At 40.4% G+C, this 21,241-nt stretch carries 19 protein-coding genes and 1 riboswitch; of the genes, 12 read left to right on the forward strand and 7 right to left on the reverse strand.

Translation table 11 applies throughout. The features are described from left to right. Positions 1-57 precede the first annotated feature (57 nt). The 3 genes from PIECOFPK_RS07720 (at position 58) to PIECOFPK_RS07730 (ending at position 4,196) form a co-directional block, all read left to right on the forward strand. Positions 58-1,221: an esterase-like activity of phytase family protein gene (locus PIECOFPK_RS07720; RefSeq protein ID WP_409965517.1), complete on the forward strand. Its 1,164-nt coding sequence runs from the start codon at positions 58-60 to the stop codon at positions 1,219-1,221. An 89-nt stretch (positions 1,222-1,310) separates the two neighbouring features. Then, positions 1,311-1,880: a DUF4136 domain-containing protein gene (locus tag PIECOFPK_RS07725; RefSeq protein WP_330974265.1), complete on the forward strand. Its 570-nt coding sequence runs from the start codon at positions 1,311-1,313 to the stop codon at positions 1,878-1,880. 177 nt (positions 1,881-2,057) lie between these two features. Continuing rightward, the gene (locus PIECOFPK_RS07730) at positions 2,058-4,196 is read left to right on the forward strand and encodes a GH92 family glycosyl hydrolase (RefSeq protein ID WP_409965518.1); all 2,139 of its coding nucleotides are present in this window, start codon (positions 2,058-2,060) and stop codon (positions 4,194-4,196) included. A gap of 14 nt (positions 4,197-4,210) precedes the next feature. Here PIECOFPK_RS07730 and PIECOFPK_RS07735 read toward each other — a convergent pair whose 3' ends face one another. Continuing rightward, the gene (locus PIECOFPK_RS07735) at positions 4,211-5,443 is read right to left on the reverse strand and encodes a 4-hydroxy-3-methylbut-2-enyl diphosphate reductase (protein WP_330974263.1); all 1,233 of its coding nucleotides are present in this window, start codon (positions 5,441-5,443) and stop codon (positions 4,211-4,213) included. 99 nt (positions 5,444-5,542) lie between these two features. Between PIECOFPK_RS07735 and PIECOFPK_RS07740 the strand changes: the two genes are divergently transcribed. Continuing rightward, positions 5,543-6,922 carry an alpha-amylase family glycosyl hydrolase gene (locus PIECOFPK_RS07740; protein WP_409965519.1) on the forward strand — a complete coding sequence of 460 codons (1,380 nt, stop codon included), beginning with the start codon at positions 5,543-5,545 and terminating at the stop codon, positions 6,920-6,922. A gap of 73 nt (positions 6,923-6,995) precedes the next feature. On the opposite strand, the gene PIECOFPK_RS07745 is transcribed toward PIECOFPK_RS07740, so the two are convergent. Together PIECOFPK_RS07745 and PIECOFPK_RS07750 are read right to left on the reverse strand one after the other, a co-directional pair. After that, on the reverse strand, positions 6,996-8,522 hold the full coding sequence (locus tag PIECOFPK_RS07745; protein WP_330974261.1) for a trypsin-like peptidase domain-containing protein: 1,527 nt from the start codon (positions 8,520-8,522) through the stop codon (positions 6,996-6,998). 190 nt (positions 8,523-8,712) lie between these two features. Then, complete coding sequence (locus PIECOFPK_RS07750; RefSeq protein WP_409965520.1) at positions 8,713-9,717, reverse strand: acyl-CoA reductase; 1,005 nt, start codon at positions 9,715-9,717, stop codon at positions 8,713-8,715. A gap of 158 nt (positions 9,718-9,875) precedes the next feature. On the opposite strand from PIECOFPK_RS07750, the gene PIECOFPK_RS07755 reads away from it, so the two are divergent. The 4 genes from PIECOFPK_RS07755 to PIECOFPK_RS07770 all read left to right on the forward strand — a co-directional run bounded on the left by PIECOFPK_RS07755 (position 9,876) and on the right by PIECOFPK_RS07770 (position 12,528). Then, complete coding sequence (locus PIECOFPK_RS07755; RefSeq protein WP_330974259.1) at positions 9,876-10,223, forward strand: 4Fe-4S dicluster domain-containing protein; 348 nt, start codon at positions 9,876-9,878, stop codon at positions 10,221-10,223. 106 nt (positions 10,224-10,329) lie between these two features. Continuing rightward, positions 10,330-11,316, forward strand: a complete 987-nt coding sequence (locus tag PIECOFPK_RS07760; RefSeq protein WP_409965521.1) for a D-alanine--D-alanine ligase — start codon at positions 10,330-10,332, stop codon at positions 11,314-11,316. Between the two features lie 31 nt (positions 11,317-11,347). After that, on the forward strand, positions 11,348-12,187 hold the full coding sequence (locus tag PIECOFPK_RS07765) for a PASTA domain-containing protein (RefSeq protein ID WP_330974257.1): 840 nt from the start codon (positions 11,348-11,350) through the stop codon (positions 12,185-12,187). Positions 12,188-12,216: 29 nt separating this feature from the next. Beyond that, a complete protein-coding gene (locus PIECOFPK_RS07770) occupies positions 12,217-12,528 on the forward strand; it encodes a rhodanese-like domain-containing protein (protein WP_330974256.1) in 312 nt (103 codons plus the stop codon). Positions 12,529-12,599: 71 nt separating this feature from the next. Here the strand turns inward: PIECOFPK_RS07770 and PIECOFPK_RS07775 are convergent, their stop codons facing one another. The 4 genes from PIECOFPK_RS07775 to PIECOFPK_RS07790 all read right to left on the reverse strand — a co-directional run bounded on the left by PIECOFPK_RS07775 (position 12,600) and on the right by PIECOFPK_RS07790 (position 19,156). Beyond that, positions 12,600-14,843 (reverse strand): TonB-dependent receptor, encoded by a 2,244-nt coding sequence (locus tag PIECOFPK_RS07775; RefSeq protein ID WP_409965522.1) that lies wholly within the window; start codon positions 14,841-14,843, stop codon positions 12,600-12,602. Between the two features lie 75 nt (positions 14,844-14,918). Further along, positions 14,919-15,024: riboswitch (TPP riboswitch) on the reverse strand. A gap of 212 nt (positions 15,025-15,236) precedes the next feature. Next, positions 15,237-16,790 carry a signal peptidase I gene (gene lepB / locus PIECOFPK_RS07780; RefSeq protein ID WP_330974254.1) on the reverse strand — a complete coding sequence of 518 codons (1,554 nt, stop codon included), beginning with the start codon at positions 16,788-16,790 and terminating at the stop codon, positions 15,237-15,239. Positions 16,791-16,990: 200 nt separating this feature from the next. Further along, complete coding sequence (gene lpdA, locus PIECOFPK_RS07785) at positions 16,991-18,394, reverse strand: dihydrolipoyl dehydrogenase (protein WP_330974253.1); 1,404 nt, start codon at positions 18,392-18,394, stop codon at positions 16,991-16,993. Between the two features lie 237 nt (positions 18,395-18,631). Beyond that, a complete protein-coding gene (locus PIECOFPK_RS07790; RefSeq protein ID WP_409965523.1) occupies positions 18,632-19,156 on the reverse strand; it encodes a DinB family protein in 525 nt (174 codons plus the stop codon). 158 nt (positions 19,157-19,314) lie between these two features. On the opposite strand from PIECOFPK_RS07790, the gene rpmB reads away from it, so the two are divergent. The 4 genes from rpmB (at position 19,315) to ftsY (ending at position 21,068) form a co-directional block, all read left to right on the forward strand. Beyond that, positions 19,315-19,551 carry a 50S ribosomal protein L28 gene (gene rpmB / locus PIECOFPK_RS07795; protein WP_330974251.1) on the forward strand — a complete coding sequence of 79 codons (237 nt, stop codon included), beginning with the start codon at positions 19,315-19,317 and terminating at the stop codon, positions 19,549-19,551. A 19-nt stretch (positions 19,552-19,570) separates the two neighbouring features. Beyond that, positions 19,571-19,759: a 50S ribosomal protein L33 gene (gene rpmG / locus PIECOFPK_RS07800; protein ID WP_330974250.1), complete on the forward strand. Its 189-nt coding sequence runs from the start codon at positions 19,571-19,573 to the stop codon at positions 19,757-19,759. Positions 19,760-19,831: 72 nt separating this feature from the next. Then, positions 19,832-20,005 (forward strand): DUF4295 domain-containing protein, encoded by a 174-nt coding sequence (locus tag PIECOFPK_RS07805; protein WP_330974249.1) that lies wholly within the window; start codon positions 19,832-19,834, stop codon positions 20,003-20,005. 91 nt (positions 20,006-20,096) lie between these two features. Further along, positions 20,097-21,068 carry a signal recognition particle-docking protein FtsY gene (gene ftsY, locus PIECOFPK_RS07810; protein WP_330974248.1) on the forward strand — a complete coding sequence of 324 codons (972 nt, stop codon included), beginning with the start codon at positions 20,097-20,099 and terminating at the stop codon, positions 21,066-21,068. Positions 21,069-21,241 lie beyond the last annotated feature (173 nt).

Here is a 21,241-nt window from a genome sequence, read left to right on the forward strand (position 1 = left end):
TATTATTATATTTCTATGCTCAGGTTCTTCAAATTTTGGTCACGAACTGATCGCTACATGCAAAAATCTATTTCGTTATTTTATTTCTTTATATGTATAGGTATCTTTACTGGTTGTGTAACTAGTAAATCCTATCAAACATCCACTACTTCCGCAGAGATTCGGGTTAGCTCATTGAAGTTTTTAGATCTTTACGAAATTCCTTACGAGCTACACTTTCAAAATACCTGGGTTGGAGGCTTATCCGGAATTGATTATGATAGGATCAACAATCGCTTTTTTACGATCAGCGATGAGCGCTCAGCTACCAGTGCCGCCAGATTTTATACGATGGCTATTGATATTAAGGATTACAAAATAGATTCGGTAAGATTTTTAGCGGTTGCTACATTGAAGGATGCCGCTAATGATACATTTCCCGCATTAAGAAAAAATCCTGAAAAGGCGGCAGATCCCGAATCTATAAGATATAATGCCGCTACCGGCACGCTGGTGTGGAGCAGTGAGGGTGATAAGGCTGTGAGAGGTGGAAAGATGGTGTATCAGAATCCATGGATTTATGAAATGGATTTGTCGGGAAATTTTAAAGACAGTTTTCTTATCCCTGCAAATCTCCGCATGTATAAAGAAGATAAAGGTGCGCGTGAGAATGGCGTATTTGAGGGGTTGAGTTTTAGTAGCAGTTATAAATATTTATGGGCAAGTATGGAAAGCCCTATTTATGAAGATGGCCCACTTGCAACCGCGCAGTATGCCAATGCTCCAGTTCGATTTACCAAATTTGATGTTGCAACAAAGAAACCGGTAGCACAGTTTGCTTACCTGTTGGATGCCGTAGCATATCCTCCCACACCCGAAAACGCATTTAGCGTAAATGGCATTTCAGAAATCTTGTGTATTGGTGAGAATAAGTTCTTGGTTATGGAACGTTCTTATTCAACAGGGATAGAGGGTTGTGTGGTAAAAATTTATTTGGCCGATTTCAGCAAGGCTACCGACATAACTGCAGTAAGTGGATCGCATCAGCATGCCACTTATCAACCGGCCTCTAAGAAGCTATTATTCAATCTTGCTTCCCTCAATCGTTATATCGATAATGTGGAGGGAATTACTTTAGGACCTATATTACCCAATGGTCATTACTCATTGATTCTCATTGTAGATAACAACTTTAGTCGGGACGAAATACAGCAGGTATTGCTATTTGAAGTAATACCGTAGTAGGGCTGATTTTTACATTTTTTTTACAATTCCCATATAGTCTTTGAATATACTTTTTACGTCTTTAGGTTGCAAGGAGACAAATACATATGAAACTAATACGACTGTTGGGTTTTATTTTGCTACTATTTGTGTTTGCTGGTTGTGGGCCGACAGTACATATAGAAAAAGCCGGCAACATCAATTTATCAAAATATAGAACGTTTGCATGGGCGCAACGTGATAGGAGAGATGTGCGCGTAGATATGGCCGAGCAACGCATAAAAGATGCTGTAAATGCAGAGCTGGTACGTACACAAGGATGGCGAGAAGTACGTCGTAACCCCGATGTAATTCTTAGCTATGATGTATTGGTAGAAAGAGGTAAGCGTGTTCAGTCAGAACCTGTTTACTCTTGGGGTGGATTTCGTACTTTCTACAATCCTTATAGCAGACGATTCTTTAGGGTATATTATCCCCAACAATTTATAGGTTACGATAATTATACAGTGCCCATCAAGGAAGCTACGATTACAATATCGATGATCGATACCCGAACAGATCAGGTTATCTGGCAGGGGTGGGCTACTGATGAAATTGATAGTCGCCGGATGACGGCAAGAGAAGCTGAAAGAATTGTAAAAGCCATTTTCAGAAAATGGGAGACTATCAGGAGATAGTTACTTTTTGCTAAAAGCGTTGTTTGGTGAGTTGTGAAATGGGCAGAGTTCCAGTGGAGCTTTGCCCTTTTTGTTTATTATTTCTCGGGAGGAAAATTCTTTTTTCGATAATGAAGAACTTCCTTTTCTTTGAAACCAAAAACGATTTTGCGAATTGAAAACTCTAACGGCTCCTTCATGTTGAAAAAACTAAAATGTATTTGCATCGGTATATATCTAGCTTTATCTGCCCATGCACAGGATAAACTTACTGATTTTGTAAATCCCTTTATAGGAACGACCACACTCTGGGATAGTGTGGATTTGGGATATAAGCCTACAAGACGTGCTTGGGGGGGCGAGACCTATCCCGGTGCTTCCTTGCCCAACTCCATGGTACAGGTAACTCCTGTAACTATGTGGAAGAGTGGCTCTGGATATCAGTATGAGGATACGGTCATTTATGCTTTTGTACACACCAGTAAAGGGCATTGGAATTTGTGTTACGTGCCTATAATAGCAGTGAGTGGCGACGTAAATCCTAAGGCGTATTATTCAGGATTTAAACACTCCAATGAGTCTGCACGGCCGGGTTATTATCAAGTGTATCTGGAAAAGTATGGAATTAATGCCGAGGTGACATCCACGCTTCGATGTGCTTTTCATAAATACACCTATAGAAGCGGTGATAAGAAAAAGCTGTTAGCCGATTTATCCCGTTCCAATGAAGATGTAAAAGACTGGGAAATAGAAAAACTCAATGATTATGCTTTTGGTGGATTTCAAAAAACCGGCAATACTTTCTATTTCTACGCGGTAACCAATTATCAAATCGATAATATTGAGTTTGTCAAAGACGGGAACCAGGGAGTGAGTATTGTGAATTTTGAAGATTCCGGAAACAATTCAGCACCTTTAGAAATGAAAGTAGGTTTTTCCTATGTGAGTCTGGAAAATGCTAAAATGAATCTTGAAGCCGAAATGCTTTCCAAAAGTTTTGAACAGGTACAAAACGAGGCCGATGCGGTATGGGAGCAGTTATTGTCTAAAGTGCAAGTGCAGGGAGGCACGCGAGATGAGAAGGAAACGTTTTACAGTGCTTTATATAAATCATTTTTATGGCCCATTTTGCTAAGCGATGTAAATGGTGCATTTAAAAATGCAAAAGGCGAAATCGTTAATGAGGGTTTCCGTTATTATAGCGATCCCTCTTTTTGGGATGATTATAGGAATAAACTTGTTTTGCTGGGGATGCTGGCCCCCGATGTTACGCTTGACGTTATTAAGTCCATAACCGATAGAGGAGTTCTTAGAGGTTATATGCCTACTTTCTTTCATGGCGATCATGCCTCGGTATTTATTGCGGGAAGTTACTTAAGAGGACTTCGAGATTTTAACGTTCAAAAGGCTTATGAAGTTTTGCTGAACAATGCATTCGTGCCGGGGCGAGGTGGTCGTCCACATCTTCAGGAATACATGGATAGGGGATGGATTTCGGAAATGGATGTGCCGCATCCTCGTTTGGAAACAGTGGCTAAAGCAGCCGTTACGAAAACGCAAGAATATGCTTATGATGATTATGCTATTGCTTTATTGGCGAAAGAGTTGGGAGATGAGAAAAATTATCAGATTTTGATACAGCGTTCGCATAATTATAAGAATCTATTTGACCCAACCACACAATTGATGCGCGGACGACTGGCGAACGGTGATTGGATTACACCCTTCAATCCTGAGCAACCTTATTTTGAATACATGTATCGAGAGGCGAATGGATGGCAGTCTACCTTTTTTGCTCCGCATGACCCGCAGGGCTTTATCGCTCTTTATCCCGATAAGCAGGCTTTCGAAAGAAAACTCGATTCTTTGTTTACCATACCTTGGAAAGGGTATGAAGCACACAACTTTACCACTTTTATAGGACAGTATTGTCATGGCAATCAGCCCGGACATAGTTCGCCCTATTTTTATTATTTTATCGGTAAACAGGAAAAAGCACAACGTATTATTAATCTTATTCTAACCAAATATTACCGTATGGGGCCGGAACGACTGGCTTACGCAGGGATGGATGATGCGGGAGAAATGTCTTCCTGGTATGTGCTGAATGCCATCGGATTGTATACTTATTCGCCTGCAGATCCTGAATATCTTATTACCGTGCCTTTATTTAATAAAGTGGTATTCGATTTACAAGGTTCCAAATTCACCATCGTGAAAAAGGGTAAGGGTGAGAAAATCATAGGCCTTACTTATGGCAATAGAAAAGTTGATGGGTACACAATCCTGCACAGCCAGTTGCAACAAGGTAAAACACTGGTTATACAAACAGAATAAGCACAGGAATATTTCTATGTATTTGCTATCTGTGCTATAATTTCTTCTATCGATTTAGTGCCGGGATAGAAGCTGATAAGTTTTTGTATCACATCTTCCACCAATGCATCAGGGCAAGAAGCACCGCTGGTAATCAAGATGCGTATCGGTTCGGTAGTAGGCAGATAATCGGCGGTGAGTATTTCCTGTTTTGTATGGAAATTATAGTGCAAAATTTCTTTTCGGCTGAGAATTTTCTCACTATTGTTAATATAGTAGGTAGAAAGTTTTTCCTCGCATAATTCTACCAGATGCGAAGTGTTGGAAGAATTGTATCCTCCCACCACGATAGCTAAATCTGCAGGTGTATTTAACATCTCCAGTACGGAGGTTTGGTTATCATTGGTGGCATAGCAAAGGGTGTCTCGTGTATCTGCAAATCTTTCTGCAATAGTGGCTTTGGTAAGTTGATACTTATCAATCATTACTTGTTTGAGGAAATCTGCAATAGCCTGTGTATCGCTGGCCAACATAGTAGTTTGATTGACTACGCCGATACGTTGCAGATCTTTTTCCACATCAAACCCTTCGCTATATTGATTTTTAAATTCTTCGTAAAAGTTTTGTGCAGGAGATGCGCCGGTAATATAGGTTGCCAATCTTTGAGCCTGAGCCATATTCTTTACTACCACAGAGGGGGCGTTTGCGGATGCATGAGAGAAAGTGGCTCGGGTTTCTTCGTGAGAAGGTTTACCATGAATGATAATGGTATAATCTTTCGCGGCAATTGCTGCACTACGGTTCCATACTTTTTCTACAAAGGGACACGTAGTATTGTATTTTTCAATAGGGATACCTATATCCACCAATTTTTTTTCAATATCCAGCGTGGTTCCAAATGCAGGGATGAGTACAATATCTTCTTTGGTAAGTGAATCAAACGGAATAAGTTCCTTGCCTTCGGTATTTTGCAAAAAGCGTACGCCGTGGTTGGCCAAATCCGCATTTACTTGCGGGTTATGAATCATCTCACTAAGCAGGAAAATGCGCTTTCCTGGATTTTGCTCTACAGTTTTAAAAGCAATTTCGATAGCATTCTCTACTCCATAGCAAAATCCAAAATGACGCGCCAAGAATATCTGTACCGGCCCAAAATCAAGTAGCGTGGGGGTGAAATCCTTTTTCAGTTTATCCTTTTCTTTCCGCTTCTTTTTGATTAAGGAAATCAGATTACTTCTGTAAAAAACCGGTACATCAAATTGCTTCATATCTGCAAAGATAAACGGTTTTGCTCATTTGTAGGTAGGGGGCATAGTGTGGCCAATTGCTTGAAAAAATATTCCCTATCTTCATTAAAACAATATTTTATGGTAAGAATAACTGCATTTCTGCTAATTACCGCTATTATTGTATCCTGCAAACTCATGCCAAAGGAAGAAAAGTCTAAAACTGATATTAAATCCCAAAAAATGAAGAACAACATTGCATGGAAGCATTCTACCAATATTTATGAAGTTAATGTGCGGCAATACACCGAGGAAGGAACTTTTAATGCATTTGTGAAAGAATTGCCCCGATTGAAGGATATGGGTGTAGAGGTACTGTGGTTTATGCCTATTACTCCCATCGCTCAGGAGAAAAAGAAAGGTTCGTTGGGGAGTTATTATGCCTGTTCGGATTATACATCCATTAATCCGGAATTTGGTACACTGGACGACTTTAAGCGTCTAGTGGATACGGCTCATGTTATGGGATTTAAAGTGATTATCGATTGGGTGGCGAATCATACCGGATGGGATCATGTGTGGACGAAAGCGCATCCGGAATACTATCTCCGTGATACAGTAACCGGAACTTTTCAGATTGCTAGTGGAATGGACGATATTATTGAATTGGACTACAGCAATTCTGAACTGCGCAAGGCCATGATTGATGCTATGAAGTTTTGGGTAAATGAGTGCGATATCGATGGTTTTAGATGCGATCTCGCATCTTGGGTGGAAGTGGATTTCTGGCAGGAAGCAAGGCCGCAGCTGGACGCTTTAAAGCCACTGTTTTGGCTAGGAGAATTTGATGAATTAGAAAATCCCGAATACGGAAAAGTATTTGACGCGAGCTATTCCTGGAAGTGGATGCATAAAACAAAGGATTTCTATCAGCAGGGGCTTCCTATTGCAGAGCTGGTTGATTTATTACGACAATATAGTACCTTAGGCGATAGTAGCATGCGTGCATGGTTCACTTCCAATCATGATGAGAATAGCTGGAATGGCACCGAGTACGAAAAATATGGCGATATGGCAAAATCTCTTGCCGTATTCAGTTGTACTTGGAACGGGGCGCCATTGATTTATAGCGGGCAAGAGCTACCATTGAAAAATAAGCGATTGGAGTTTTTTGAAAAAGATCCAATACCGTGGACAGGGAAATATGAGTTGCATGATTTTTATAAAACATTATTGAATCTGCATGCTACGCATCCTGCTTTACGAGGAGGCGATCCGGCTGTGACAACTTATCTCATCCATACCAATGCTGCAGATAAAATATTTGCCTATTTGCGTAAAAATGGTGATGCCGAAGTGCTAGTATTGCTCAACTGGTCGGCAGATACCGTGGCTTTTAATATAGAGGATGCAAAAGTGCGGGGAAGTTTCAAAAGTGTCTTCTCTGGTGCGGAAAATAATTTTGATACAGTGAAAGAGTTTCAACTATATCCTTGGGAATATTTGGTATATGTGAAGTAGTAGGCAAGTGTATTGAAAAAGAAAGCCGGTTGATAAAACCGGCTTTCTTATGCTTGTATCTTTTTATCTTATACTAGAAGTTATCATCACCTGACAAGTTAATCTGATAGCTATATCTTCCACTATAACCCGGATAAATACCGCCTAATTCGATAATGCTGCTGCGGCTGTTGCCAAGCGCCTTAGCCAGCTCATCGATATTCTTAATTTCTGTACCATTCACAGAAGTTATGATAAATCCTTTCTCCATTCTGGTACGTTTTAATGGACCATTTGGATGGATATTTACTACTTCCACACCACCTCTAATTCTATATTGTTCAGCTCGTTTGGCATCTAAATTTTTCAATTCTACACCTAAACGATCACTAATCGCTTCTGCAGAGGAGATGGCTACCAACTTAGTTTGAGATGATAATGTAACCTCTACAGTATTTTCTTTGCCATCACGGATATAAGTCAGTTTTACTTTATCTCCGGGTTGTGCACTAGCCAGTATACCACTTATCTCAAGTCCTGATGCAATGCTTCTACCGTTGATTTTGGTTACAATATCGCCTTTTTTAATACCTGCTTTAGCAGCACCACCGGAGGGGTCTGTACCTAATACATATACGCCGCTGGAAACGTTGGCTCTTTTCAAATATTCTTCATTCTGAACGGAAGATGAAGAATAAGTGATTCCTAGATAACCGCGTTTTACATCACCGAACTTCACTATATCATTCACAATCTTTTTTACGATATTGGAAGGGATGGCAAAGGAATATCCTGCGTACGTACCTCCCGGGGCTAAAATAGCCGAGTTAATACCAATAAGTTCACCACGGGTATTTACGAGCGCCCCACCACTATTACCTTGGTTTACTGCGGCATCGGTTTGAATAAAGGCCTCAACTGGGGATTCGCTTTGCTGACTATTAATACCAATGCTTCTACCTATGGCACTTACGATACCGGCAGTTACAGTAGCTTCAAGATTAAAAGGGTAACCAATGGCCAATACCCATTGACCCAGTTGTAGGTTATCGGAGTTGCCATACACTAGGTAGGGCAGATTAGTGGCATCTATTTTTAAAACAGCCAAGTCGGTACTGGGGTCGCGACCCACCACCTTAGCGGTAAAGGTTTTACGTCCATCGCTGAGGGTTACTTTAATTTCGGAAGCAACGGTTCTGCCATCGCGGTCAGCAATTACGTGGTTATTGGTAACAATATAACCATCTTGGCTGATGATGACACCACTCCCCGAAGCTCTTTGTTCAGGTATAATGCGCGGACCAAATCCGAAGAAATCTCCAAAAAAATCCTCAAACGGGTCGCCGGTGCTGCCGCGCGAATCCGTTATTTTTCTTGCCGGAATTTTAGTTTTGATATGTACTACGGCCGGCACAGCGGTCTGAGAGGCTTTTGTAAAATCGGTCAATTCACTCTCACCATCTTTTTCTAAAAAGTTAGCATAGTTTACCGGTAGCTTTCCGTCAACGGGAGTTCCTATTGTGATAGCTGGGCTGCTAAAGAATTTACCATAAATGTAAACTCCCGCAAAAGCCGATAGGATGCTTACCAATACTACCAGTAATAACTGTTTTGCTCTCATATTCTTACTTTTTTATAATATTTCTAACCTAATACAATTCTTCTAATGTGCAAAATAGCAAATTGTCAGCTTTTTTCTTTTACAATCAATACAGTTTAACAAACTTTTACTAAAGTCTTCGTAGTTCTCTTTTTCTAAGATACATTAGACATGTGAAAGGTTGCTAATCTGTTGAAAGTAATCGTTAAAATCAGTTTAAATCTTCAATCCATTGCATGGTATCTACGCCATCGGCGTAATCGTTCAGGGAAGGGTACTGGGCCATTCCAAAGGGGATGCCCCCTTTTCCCACAATACATTGAACAGACTCGTTGCTACTTAATTGGCTCAGAAGTGCTTCGCGGTTCGTATAATACTCGTAGTGAACCTGACCTGCAGGTGAAAAAAGATTGGCGTCTTCAATCAACAACAACGCTGCTGTACTCATGTAATACTTCTTGTTAAGGATATGAAGTGCCAGGTTATAGTCGTAATTGTTTTTGTATTTGTGATGCTCTGCCAAGTAGTCATATTTTTTAAGCACTTGAATAAGAGGAGCAAAATCGTACTGTTCTGGTACGTAAAGTTTGGTTACATTTCTGCAGCCCAATCCGAAATATAAAAAGATATCGTCGGCCAAGCGCTCCAACTCCTCTGTGGTTTCATCGCCGTTAAGAATGGCTGCCGAAGTTCGATTTCGGCGTATGATATGTGGATATTTCCCAAAATAATATTCAAAGTATCCGGCACTGCTGTTGCTGCCTGTGGCAATATAGGCGTCGCAGTTTTTAAGCATTTCGGCAAACTCGATTTGTTCTTTGAGTTGCGGAGACCACTCAGAGAGTCTGTCTACTAGATGTTTAAGTATTATCTCGTCCTTGGAAGAAAGTTTGATGCGGCATTTATGTCCACTAATAAATACACAAAGAAAATCATGAAAGCCCACCAGGGGGATATTGCCCGCCATTACAATGCCGATGGTTTTAGGCTGAGTAGGTTGGGACTTGAGTGTGGGGTATTGATTAATCCATTCAATAAGTGCGTCTTTCTGTAAGTATAGCTCCGAAATGTTTTTAATACTAAGGTTGATAAATTCAGGAGTAAACCAGGAGTTGCGGATATAGGCTTGTTCTTTAGCATGGATCCATTCCTGATCGTTGCCTTTCATGTATGTACCTAATTTTACCAATAAATCGATGCGTTCTATTAATTCCATATTCCTATCATTATAACCCATTAGTAGGGCATTTGTTGTCAACATATTAAAGTTTCGTGCTATTTCTGAACTTATTTATAATACCTCTAGTTTTTCCCATTCATTCAGTAATTTTGCACGTTATTACAAATATAGTTTCATATATTAAACGATAAGTTATGGCAATAAAAATTACTGATGAGTGTATAAATTGTGGTGCTTGTGAACCTGAGTGCCCGAACAATGCAATTTACGAAGGGGGAGTAGAGTGGGCGATTGCAGATGGAACCTCGGTAAATGGCGAATATACTTTAATGAATGGTAAGGTGGTGGATGCGCATTTCAAGAATGAGCCTCTTGCTGTAGATACATATTATATTACACCTGATAAATGCACCGAATGCCAAGGCTTTCATGAAGAACCCCAGTGTGCTTCTGTATGTCCTGTGGATTGTTGTGTGCCTGATGAAATGTATCAAGAAACAATCGAAGAACTGCTGGCGAAAAAAGAAAGATTACACTTATAAACCACTGTACATTGAACCAGCATTCCGCACTGTTGTTTATAACGAGGAAGGACGGTTACTGCGGTGTATATTCCCTTTGTCCATATATTTTTAAATATTGCATTTAATGAAAAAAAACATTGCATTGGTAACCGGCGGGTATTCTGGTGAAGCGGTTATTTCTTATAAAAGTGCCGAAACTATTGGCAACCATCTTGACAGGGATCGGTATAATGTGTATAAAATAGATATTACGAAGGAGGGATGGTATTATGTAGCCGAAGATGGCACTCGTTCTGATGTGGACAAAAACACATTTACCATTGTAGACAATGGGCAAAGGATAAAATTCGATGCCGTGTTGATCGCCATGCATGGTACACCTGGAGAAGACGGAAAACTGCAGGGTTATTTTGATATGCTGAATATTCCGTATACAGGGTGTAATGCAGCTACTTCAGCCCTTACCATGAACAAAAGCTATACAACAGCAGTGGCCAGCAGGTCAGGGATTCATGTAGCCAATTCCATCCTGTTGTTTGACCATTCGCTCTTACCAGCTGCTACAATTCTAGAAAAACTAAAACTACCCTTGTTTGTAAAGCCTAATAGTGGTGGTTCCAGTATCGGTATGAGTAAAGTGCTGCAGCCCGAAGAGCTAGAGCCCGCTATTCAGAAAGCCTTTAAGGAAGATAAGCAGGTGTTGATAGAGGAGATGATTGAAGGACGTGAGTTCACCATCGGTGTATATAAATCGCAAGGGGAAATAATTACCCTGCCTATGACTGAAGTTAAGGCTGACCCGAGTAAGGTGTTTTTTGATTTTGAAGCAAAATACGAAGGTAAGTCCACCGAAGTAACACCGGCACAGGTAGATGAATCTATAGCGGAAAAAATAAGGGAGGCAGCTAAAAGAGTTTATCAGGCGCTTAATTGCCGCGGGGTTATCCGTATTGATTTTATCTACAATGAAAAGGTGGGTGCGCCCTTTATGCTCGAGGTTAATACCATTCCTGGCCAGAGTGCGGCCAGCATTGTTCCCCAGCAAGTGGCTGCAGCTGGCAGAAACTTAAAAGATTTTTATACTTTGCTGGTAGAAGAATGTTTTTTGTAATGTTTATATTTACAGAAACTATTTTTTTCTAATGTTTAAATTCATTACCAATAAACCCCTGTGGGTGAATATATTGGCGGGGGTGTTGCTGTCGGTAGCAATCTTTGTGGGTGCGATAAGTTCTCTAGGATGGTTTACTAATCATAATGATGCGAAGACTGTTCCTGCCGTAACCGGAAAAACATTGATGGAAGCCGAACGCATTTTGTCCGAGGCTGGATTTACCATAGAAATACAGGATAGTGTTTATTATGATAGTCTTCCTCCATTTTATGTTATTAGGCAAGTACCGGATGAACTGGAGGTTGTAAAATCTACTCGTAGTGTATATCTTACTTATAATAGAGCCGAACCGCCATTAATAGAAATGCCCAATGTTGTAGGGTATAGTTTTCGTAATGCTTTGATGGTGCTGGAAAATGCCGGATTGAAACTGGGGGATACAACCTTACGACCCGATTTTGCGAAGAACTCTGTTCTAGAGCAATTGTATAACGGTGTTACCATTCAACCTGGAGCTAAAATCAAGATGGGGAGTAAAATCGATTTGGTAATTGGTTCCGAGCTCAGTCATGTATCATATGCTACTCCTAATCTTATTGGGCTTACATTATACGAAGCTCAGCAATTGTTGGATGGTATAGGCGTAAAACTGGCTGCTATTATTCCCGATCCCGATGTACGGGATACTGCTAATGCCTATATTTATAGACAAAACCCTCCGCGTTATGACGACGAAGGTAATTTGATCACTATTCGAGCAGGGCAGGTAATGGATGTATGGGTGGGTACTACCAAGCCTGTAACGGATTCCACCGATGTATTTACTCCTTCGTCAAGAAGAAGAGACTCAATTGGGGGGCATGAATAATTACTCAACTTTTTTAAATACTATATAACATGGATACTATCACAGTTCACCAGTTAAAAGAAAGATTAGATAATGGTGAAAAATTATTGCTGATTGATTGCCGGGAGCCGGCAGAATATGAAGAATATAATATCGGAGCTACATTGATACCTTTGGGGGATATTCAAAACGGAACATTAGGTCCGCTGGAAGGTAAAGAAGAAGAGGAGGTAATCATCCATTGCCGTAGTGGTAAGCGTAGCGCAGCAGCCTGCTTACACTTAGAAACATTAGGCTTTAAAAAAACTGTGAATGTAGAAGGTGGTATTCTGGCCTGGAAAGAAGCTTTCGATAATGATTAATATTTTTTTAGGATAATTAAAAAGCCTGTCGATATTACATCGACAGGCTTTTTTGTTGTATATGTTTTTGATTAGAAAGTAAAGGAAATACCGAGGTTCCAGTTCGTGCCCGCCTGGGGAAAGTAATAATTTTCCGTAGTGAAAACCCCGCCATATAGGTAACTAAAAGTATATCCGCTGTTTTCGTATTTTTTATTAAATACGTTATTAATCATACCTATGATACTAATATCTTTAAAAGTATTAGAGCTAAACTGATATCTGAGTCTTACATCAGCCAACGCATAAGGATTAATGCTCTTAAGCTTATTCTGAGCATTGTCGAGATATTGTCTTCCTACATATTTCCCTAGAACATCAATATAGAAATGTTGCGCGTCTGCAGGTTTAGTAAAAGGCTCTACAGTAAGAGAAGCTCCTGATATGATGTTGGGGGAGAAGGATATATCGGTATTGGTAAGGGTGGTCGCTATCTGTCCGCCGTTATCATAGTCATCATCGTATTGCGTGATACTTTTTATTTTATTGCGGCTGAAAGTGGCATTGGCAGCGACTTGCAACCAATCTACAGGTTTTGCAGCAACAGAGAGTTCTATACCGGCTCGATAACTATTATCCACATTAGTACGCGTATAAGCTCCTACATCATTAATTTTCCCGGTAAGAATGAGCTGGTCTTTATATTTCATATAGTATCCGTTAATTTCAGCTTCCCACTTAGGGGCATTAAAGCCATATCCCAGCTCAACATCTGTTAATCGTTCAGGACGGGGAGCTTCATCTGTATTTGCTTCGAAGTCGTTACGATTAGGTTCTTTATTAGCAATGGCTACAGATCCATATATTTTGCTTATTGCTGTTTTGGGATGCTTGATGATATAGCTTAATCCTGCCTTGGGATTAAAGAAAGTGAACTGATTTTTTGAATGAATATCGGGGTTCTTTCTGAAACCGTTAATGGTATAATCCACCACCCTCACTTGTAAGTCGGCAAAGCCGTACAGATTAGTAATGAGCTGCTGCTGTAGCTTTGTGTATATATTAAAGTCGTTCTTTTTTGCGGGTAAGTTGTACCAACGGTAATCATTGGGAAACCCTACTTGTGCCCATTTTACAAAGCCGTAGTGTTTAGCATCAAATATAGTATAGGCTCCACCAATATTGATAGTGGTATTTTCTTTGTTATAGTTTGCAGAAAATACGGTACCATAGTAATGGTTGTCGAGCCATAATTGGCGTATTAGATCGGTAGATGTGATTACAGAATCTCCAATGGTAACAGGATGTAGCCCATAGTCGTCAAAATCTTCACCAATTTTGTACTCATTATAATAGCCTCGTCCTCTTGTTAAAAACAAGCTGATATTGGAAGACCAGTGATTGTTGAATTTATGATTGAAGAATGCCTGATAATAATCCTGCTGATAATTATCGGTCTGGTCTTCATAGTAAACCCCATCACTTATTTTACCGAGTGTATTGGTTCTTCTGCCAATGGCATCTAATTGTTTGGTGTAATCTACTGTAGATGGGTCATCTTCGGAAGTATAGTAGGTGCCAATACCATTCCATGCTTGTCCGGTTCTTTCCCTCCCGGTAAGCAGATTAAATTTAATATTCGTCTTTTCATTTTTTGACGTCCATCCGGCAAGAAATTGAAGCGACTTCAAATCACTGAATGAACGTTGTATATAACCATCGGAACTAATTTTGGACAACCGTACATCTACCTGAAAACCTCCGGGCAGCAGTCCTGTTGCGGCTTTCAGCGTATGTTTCCACGTATTGAAGGAGCCATATGCATTACTCACAGATGCATAAGCTTTTTTACTTTGCTCAATATTGTAGATGTTTAGAGAAGCTCCAAAAGCGCCGGCTCCGTTGGTAGAAGAGCCTACGCCGCGTTGTATTTGTACAGAGTTTGCCGATGACGCCAAGTCGCCGAAGTTTACAAAGAAGGCACCTTGCGATTCGGGATCATTTACGGGAATGCCATTGAAGGTAACATTGGTTCTGGTAATATCGGTTCCTCTGATGCGTAACGATGAATAACCTACTCCAATACCGTCATCTGAACTTGTAATAACTGAAGGAATCTGATTGAGTAAGTAAGGGAAGTTTTGTCCTAGATTTTGCTTTTCGATTTCTTTAGAGCTGAGGTTGGATACAGCAAATGGTGATTTTTCATTCAATCTTGTAGAGCGTACTTCAACAGGAGTAAGTTCTTGTACACTGTCTCTGGTAGTTGTGTTTTGTGCATTAACGGCATGATGTGCATACACAACGATGCATGCGAACATGAAAATCCTCTTCATTTGTTTTTTCTTTTGTGGCCTGCTATGTGCAGTGCCGGGTTAAAAAAATAATGAGAGGGGAATGCTGAAATAAGAAAGGAGGGATATCATCCTTCCCTGCGCAGGCATTACCCTGATCAGGTTTGCGGGTATAATCTCAGCCTCATCAATAATAATTGATTCAGCACCCCGGGAAACACTGTGCCTTGAAAAGGCGCTGCAAAGATATAGTAAAAAATTGGTTTAAAGGTTTCGTAGGTGGAATAAATATTTTTTATGAGCACCTATGGCTGTTCATTTGAGAAATAGTTTTCAAAATATTACGGAAAGTGTAATAGTAAGTGCGTTTAAAATAAAAGCCTATGTGAAGTTGACTGATTTTCACACAGGCTTTTTTATAAAGCGTTGATGATTTTATTTGATGATTTTAAACAGACGTTTCCATCGCGGTCCCTTGTCATAGCTGAACCATATCATCCAGGCTTTACCTACTACGGCGCTTTCGGGTACAAAACCCCAGAATCGGCTATCCTGGCTCTTATGACGATTGTCACCCATCATCCAGTAATAATCCATTTTAAAAGTATACTGGTTAGTGGCTTGGCCGTTGATATAGTATTTCCCGTCTTTCACCTCCAAGGTATTGCCTTCATAGGACCTGATGACACGTTCATAAATAGGGTAATTTTCAGGAGTTAAGGTAATGGTACTACCTTTTTTAGGAACCCAGATGGGGCCGTAATCATCTACCGACCATTCGTGCGCTTTATCATAATAAGGGAACAAGCGCTCGGGCTCCGCATTAGTAGGTATTCTTTCTTTAGTGATGCTGGCAGCATCCACTGCAGGAAGTTTTTTAAGAATTTCCAGCTCGTCCAATGTGAGATTAATATGATATATATTATTGCCCAAAGGACTGAAGTCGGGCATGCCGCTCTCCATATTTAAAGCAATGCCGGCTTCACGCAGAAAGTCTTCATCAATGATGACATTATTTTTCGTTCTGAAATAATAATAGGTTGCGGAAGTAGGAGAGACATAACCGGGTTTATTATTGATGTATACAATGCCATCAACAATTTGCAAGGTGTCTCCTGCTACGGCGACACAACGTTTGATGTAATTATCTGTTTTATCCGGGGGATGAGATACTACCGGAAATGTTTCTGGATTGTTAAGTATGTATTGATCTTCCTGCGAGCCTGCGGCTGCTCTTCTTTTAATATCATAATACGGATTGGCGGATTCAAATTCCGGACGATGAATGACACTGTCTCCCGCGGGGAAGTTAAACACTACGCAGTCATTTCTTTTTACCGGCGATGCAAACCATCTGATATAGGGTAATTGAATTAGCGTAGAGTAAGACTTGCCATTGGTAAAAGGTAAATAGTTATGTACAAAAGGCACCGATAGCGGCGTATTGGGTATACGCGGTCCATAACTAAGTTTACTTACAAATAGAAAATCTTTTACCAATAAGGTTTTTTCCATAGAGCTGGAAGGAATCGTATAAGCTTCAAACACAAAAGTGCGAATAAGCGTAGCGGCAACTATTGCAAAAATGGCTGCATCTACCCATTCGCGCCATCCCGGTTTTCTGTGTTTTTTTACTCCTTCTGGTCCTATAAAGCGCGCGTCTTTATTCTTTGCCAGCCAAGGGAAGTAAAAGAAGGGAACCAGTGCTGCTGCCGTATGATCCAGAAATGAAAACCGACAGAATACTTTAGCAAATTCAATAAATATACCTGGCGTGATAAACCAGCCTACTACCGGAATCAACTGCCAGAATACCCAGTGTTTGGGGCGCTGGGCAATATCTTGCATTATCCATGTATTATAAAATGGAATATAGGCTTTCCAAGATTCACGACCTGCTTGTTTAAATAATTTGGCTAAGCCAAATGACGGTAACAGCACAAGTAAGAGACTGATAAGATATATGACTAACAAATGATTAACGGGCATCGGCCTAAGTTTTTGGCAAATTTATCGGAAACTATATAAATAGTGCGATGATGGCAAATAATTAACAATATCTATTTGTTTTAGTAAGCGAGATATGGCGGGTAAATCGCACTGACGCATCCATTGAGCACATTATTTTGGTATATATATAAAGAGCGGCTACGATGCGTGCCGCTCTAGTGAATATAATACAGCTATATTTATAAATGGATTGCTTCGTCGTAAGCCACTTCGATAGCATCTTTCACACTTTCACTGATGGTCGGGTGTGGGTGGATGCTGTTCAGCACTTCGTGATAAGTAGTTTCGAGCTTGCGACCTACTACGGTTTCGGAGATGATTTCGGTAACGTTATAACCAATCATGTGAGTACCGAGCCATTCGCCGTATTTTGCATCGAAAATAACTTTTACGAAACCTTCCGCATGTCCTGCAGCGCTTGCTTTTCCACTAGCACTTAGCGGGAATTTTCCTACTCTTACTTCGTATCCGGCTTCTTTGGCTTTCGCTTCGGTATAACCCACGCTGGCAATTTCAGGATAGCAGTAAGTACATCCCGGCACGTTGTTATAATCGATAGGCTCCGGCTGATGCTTGTATTTACCTTCGGCATGGGCGATTGCTTCCACACATACAATACCTTCTTTACTTGCAACATGTGCCAATGCCTGTCCGGGCACACAGTCTCCGATGGCATAGAAACCGTCTACATTGGTTTTATAGTATTTGTCGACAAGTATCTTTCCTTTATCGGTTTTAATACCTAATGTTTCCAGTCCAATACCTTCGATATTGGCTGCAACACCTACGGCGCTCAATAAGATATCGGCTTGCAACTCTACTTCACCGTTTGCAGTTTTGATTTTGGCTTTTACGCCTTCTCCAGAAGTATCTACGCCGGTTACTTCGCTGTTAACAAGTATTTCGATGCCTTGTTTTTTCAGATTTTTTTCTAGTTCTTTTGAAATGTCTTCATCTTCTACCGGAACGATGCGAGGCAGATATTCTACAATGGTAACTTTAGTACCAAGGCTGTTGTAGAAGTAGCCGAATTCTATTCCAATAGCGCCGCTACCTACTACAATAATGCTTTTGGGTTGTTTAGGCAATGACATGGCTTCGCGATAGCCAATGATCTTTTTACCATCTTGTTTCATTGTGGGTAATTCGCGGCTGCGCCCACCTGTCGCTATGATAATATGTTTTCCTTCAACAATCTGCGTTTTCCCGTCGGCCGATTTTACCTCTACTTGGCCTTTGGCTTTTAGGGTGCCAAAGCCCATGATAACATCAATCTTATTTTTGCGCATTAAAAAGTTGACGCCCTTACTCATCTTATCAGCTACACTGCGACTGCGCTTAATAATTGCTTCGAAATTTGGGGTTCCGCTAGCTTCAATACCGTAGTCTTGGGCATGCTTAATATCGTTATACACCTGTGCACTCTTCAATAATGCTTTGGTAGGAATACAACCCCAGTTAAGGCAAATACCTCCCAGGCTTTCTTTTTCAATAATAGCTGTTTTAAAACCCAGTTGGGATGCGCGGATAGCAGCTACATAACCGCCCGGGCCACTGCCCAATACTACTACATCATATGCCATGTGTTATCAATTTTTATGATTAACTATTTTTAAATAAGCATTGTTCAAAAGAAGCATGCATACTTATATTATTACGTATACGATACATATTTGATACTATTGTTATGCAGCATCTTGTAACGGTCTTTGTAAGACGGTTTGAACTCTGCGAAATTAGATGAATTAGGTTAAATCGCAAAAGCCATCTATTTAGGGTAGCTCGTCTATTAGAAGTATGGCTCGCCGACTTTTTTAGCCTCAGCTGCGAGTGAAGATGATGCCATATTTTTCAGTCAATTCACGCTGATGATGCATCCAGTGTGCTACTATAATATATCCCAATGCTAATACTGTTATGGGGTGCTCGCTAGCAATACCTTTTTTGGATAATTCTGTATCGGTGAAATGTTGAAAAAGCATCAGGGTACTTTGCCTAGCGATGAGCATTTCTTCTTTTAGGAATTCTAGGCTTTTATTCTGCAAGTTGGCGTGCTGAATGTAATAATCTTGGTCAAATCCCGGCAAATGCTGTTGCTCATCGCGAGAAATACAGAGGGCGCGGTAGGCAAATATGCGTTCGGTGTCGATGCAGTGCTGGAGCACCTGTTTTACTGTCCATTTGCCCGAGGCGTAAGCATAGTCGGCCTTAGATACCGGAATCTGCAAAAGAGCAACCTTTAACTCATCGAAGGATTGTGGAAGCAAGCTATGGAGGTCTATCCCCTCAACTAACTCTATATATCGTTGAAAATAAGAAGGATATTGAGATGGATCGATACGCATTTTTTGAGGTAAATTTAGGGAATTAGGTAGGTTTGGCAGGAAACTACAGTCATTTTTATAGTTAATTTTGCTATTTAGCTGATTGTAAAAAAAATCTAAGAGGATTATAAAGAATTTCGTCGAAAATCTCTTACCTTTGCAATCCAAAATTTTTTATTATGGCAAGAGTATGTCAGGTTACGGGTAAAACTCCTATCGGAGGGCATAAAGTATCGCACTCTAACATTAAGACAAAGCGTAGGTTTTTACCCAATTTGCAAAAGAAGAGATTTTACCTGGTAGAGGAGGATAAGTGGATTACTTTAAAGTTATCTGCTGATGCTATCCGTACTATCAATAAAAACGGTTTGTACTCAGTAGTAAAAGAGTTACGTGCGAAAGGTGAAAAAATCTAATTTTTAAAAGAAATTACAAATGGCAAAAAAATCAAAAGGTAACAGGGTTCAGGTAATATTGGAATGTACTGAGCATAAGGCCAGTGGGTTGCCCGGCACCAGCCGTTATATTACTGTGAAAAATAAAAAGAATAACCCTGAAAGATTGGAGTTGAAGAAATACAATCCTATCTTAAAGAAAGTAACGCTTCATAAAGAAATTAAGTAATTTTGCTTGGTGCGACCGGGAGCAATATTCCTATGCGCATCGGTAAGTGATCATTTATCAAATTTGTAAGAAATGGCAAAAGCAACTTCTAAAAACGCGAAGGTAAAAGACGCCAAAGCTGCAGCTGAAAGTAAAAACTGGACAAAAGTGATTCGTGTAGTACGCAGTCCTAAATCTGGCGCTTATACTTTTAAAGAGCAAATTGTCCACAAAGAAAAAGTAAAGGACTTCTTGGCTCAAAAATAATTTTGAGCTTCAACGTAATATAGTGCAAAGCTGTTCGTTTATTACGAATGGCTTTTGTTGTTTAAACTAGGGTACGAGAAAATATCAATAAATGAGTTTTTTAAAAAAGCTGTTTGGTAAAAAGGAAAAAGAGTCGCTCGACCAGGGACTTCAAAAGACCAAGGAAGGTTTTTTGAGTAAAATCAGTAAAGCTATTGTAGGGAAGAGTACGGTAGATGAAGAAGTACTGGATAATCTGGAAGAGGCTTTGGTGAGTGCCGACGTGGGGGTGGATACCACTGTGCGCATCATTAATCGTATTGAGGAGCGTGTAGCGCGGGATAAATACCTTAACACCTCCGAGCTCAATAGAATGCTTCAGGAGGAAATACAGGATATACTCGTTGATGCTCCCAATGGCAGCAATTATACCTTCGATAGCGAATTACCTGCCAAGCCTTATATAATTCTTGTAGTGGGTGTAAATGGAGTGGGGAAGACCACTACTATCGGTAAGCTGGCCCACAATTTTAAAAAAGCAGGAAAATCTGTATTGCTGGGAGCGGCCGATACTTTCCGTGCGGCGGCGGTGGATCAACTCACTATCTGGAGTGAGCGCGTGGGAGTGCCCATTATCAAGCAGGCCATGGGAAGCGATCCTGCAGCAGTAGCTTTTGATACGGCTCAAAGTGCCGTAAGTCGGCAATGCGATGTGGTGCTCATTGATACCGCAGGACGTTTGCATAACAAAATCCACTTAATGGATGAGCTGAATAAAATTAAGCGTGTTATTCAAAAAGTGATACCCGATGCACCGCATGAAGTACTGTTAGTCCTAGACGGCTCTACCGGACAAAATGCTCTCGAACAAGCCAAGCATTTTACTGCAGCTACAGATGTAACAGCTATGGCAGTAACCAAATTGGATGGTACTGCAAAGGGAGGCGTGGTATTGGCTATTGCCGACCAGTTTAAAATTCCCGTAAAATTCATTGGAGTAGGAGAAAAGGCTGAAGATTTGCTAATCTTCGACAAACATGAATTTGTTGACAGTTTGTTTAGTCTCGAAAATAAGCAGGATTAACAACTAGAGTAAAATACCCTATTATCGTTATAAAAGCCATTGCATTATGCAATGGCTTTTATATTGGGTATAAGTGTTATTAGCTAATGCTGTGCAGTTTTATAATCGCAATATTTTCCTATCATTTAATGTTGTGTTGAAAAACGATCGAAAATCTGTCGGATCGTAACGAA

It is taken from the genome of Chitinophagaceae bacterium C216 (assembly GCA_028485475.2).
GTDB lineage: Bacteria > Bacteroidota > Bacteroidia > Chitinophagales > Chitinophagaceae > Niabella > Niabella composti.

Bases quoted from the DNA above. Each gene is read 5' to 3' on its own strand.
- PIECOFPK_RS07720 (WP_409965517.1), top strand. From the start codon at position 58: ATGCAAAAATCTATTTCGTTATTTTATTTCTTTATATGTATAGGTATC.
- PIECOFPK_RS07725 (WP_330974265.1), top strand. From the start codon at position 1,311: ATGAAACTAATACGACTGTTGGGTTTTATTTTGCTACTATTTGTGTTT.
- PIECOFPK_RS07730 (WP_409965518.1), top strand. From the start codon at position 2,058: ATGTTGAAAAAACTAAAATGTATTTGCATCGGTATATATCTAGCTTTA.
- PIECOFPK_RS07735 (WP_330974263.1), bottom strand. From the start codon at position 5,443: ATGAAGCAATTTGATGTACCGGTTTTTTACAGAAGTAATCTGATTTCC.
- PIECOFPK_RS07740 (WP_409965519.1), top strand. From the start codon at position 5,543: ATGGTAAGAATAACTGCATTTCTGCTAATTACCGCTATTATTGTATCC.
- PIECOFPK_RS07745 (WP_330974261.1), bottom strand. From the start codon at position 8,522: ATGAGAGCAAAACAGTTATTACTGGTAGTATTGGTAAGCATCCTATCG.
- PIECOFPK_RS07750 (WP_409965520.1), bottom strand. From the start codon at position 9,717: ATGGAATTAATAGAACGCATCGATTTATTGGTAAAATTAGGTACATAC.
- PIECOFPK_RS07755 (WP_330974259.1), top strand. From the start codon at position 9,876: ATGGCAATAAAAATTACTGATGAGTGTATAAATTGTGGTGCTTGTGAA.
- PIECOFPK_RS07760 (WP_409965521.1), top strand. From the start codon at position 10,330: ATGAAAAAAAACATTGCATTGGTAACCGGCGGGTATTCTGGTGAAGCG.
- PIECOFPK_RS07765 (WP_330974257.1), top strand. From the start codon at position 11,348: ATGTTTAAATTCATTACCAATAAACCCCTGTGGGTGAATATATTGGCG.
- PIECOFPK_RS07770 (WP_330974256.1), top strand. From the start codon at position 12,217: ATGGATACTATCACAGTTCACCAGTTAAAAGAAAGATTAGATAATGGT.
- PIECOFPK_RS07775 (WP_409965522.1), bottom strand. From the start codon at position 14,843: ATGAAGAGGATTTTCATGTTCGCATGCATCGTTGTGTATGCACATCAT.
- lepB (WP_330974254.1), bottom strand. From the start codon at position 16,790: ATGCCCGTTAATCATTTGTTAGTCATATATCTTATCAGTCTCTTACTT.
- lpdA (WP_330974253.1), bottom strand. From the start codon at position 18,394: ATGGCATATGATGTAGTAGTATTGGGCAGTGGCCCGGGCGGTTATGTA.
- PIECOFPK_RS07790 (WP_409965523.1), bottom strand. From the start codon at position 19,156: ATGCGTATCGATCCATCTCAATATCCTTCTTATTTTCAACGATATATA.
- rpmB (WP_330974251.1), top strand. From the start codon at position 19,315: ATGGCAAGAGTATGTCAGGTTACGGGTAAAACTCCTATCGGAGGGCAT.
- rpmG (WP_330974250.1), top strand. From the start codon at position 19,571: ATGGCAAAAAAATCAAAAGGTAACAGGGTTCAGGTAATATTGGAATGT.
- PIECOFPK_RS07805 (WP_330974249.1), top strand. From the start codon at position 19,832: ATGGCAAAAGCAACTTCTAAAAACGCGAAGGTAAAAGACGCCAAAGCT.
- ftsY (WP_330974248.1), top strand. From the start codon at position 20,097: ATGAGTTTTTTAAAAAAGCTGTTTGGTAAAAAGGAAAAAGAGTCGCTC.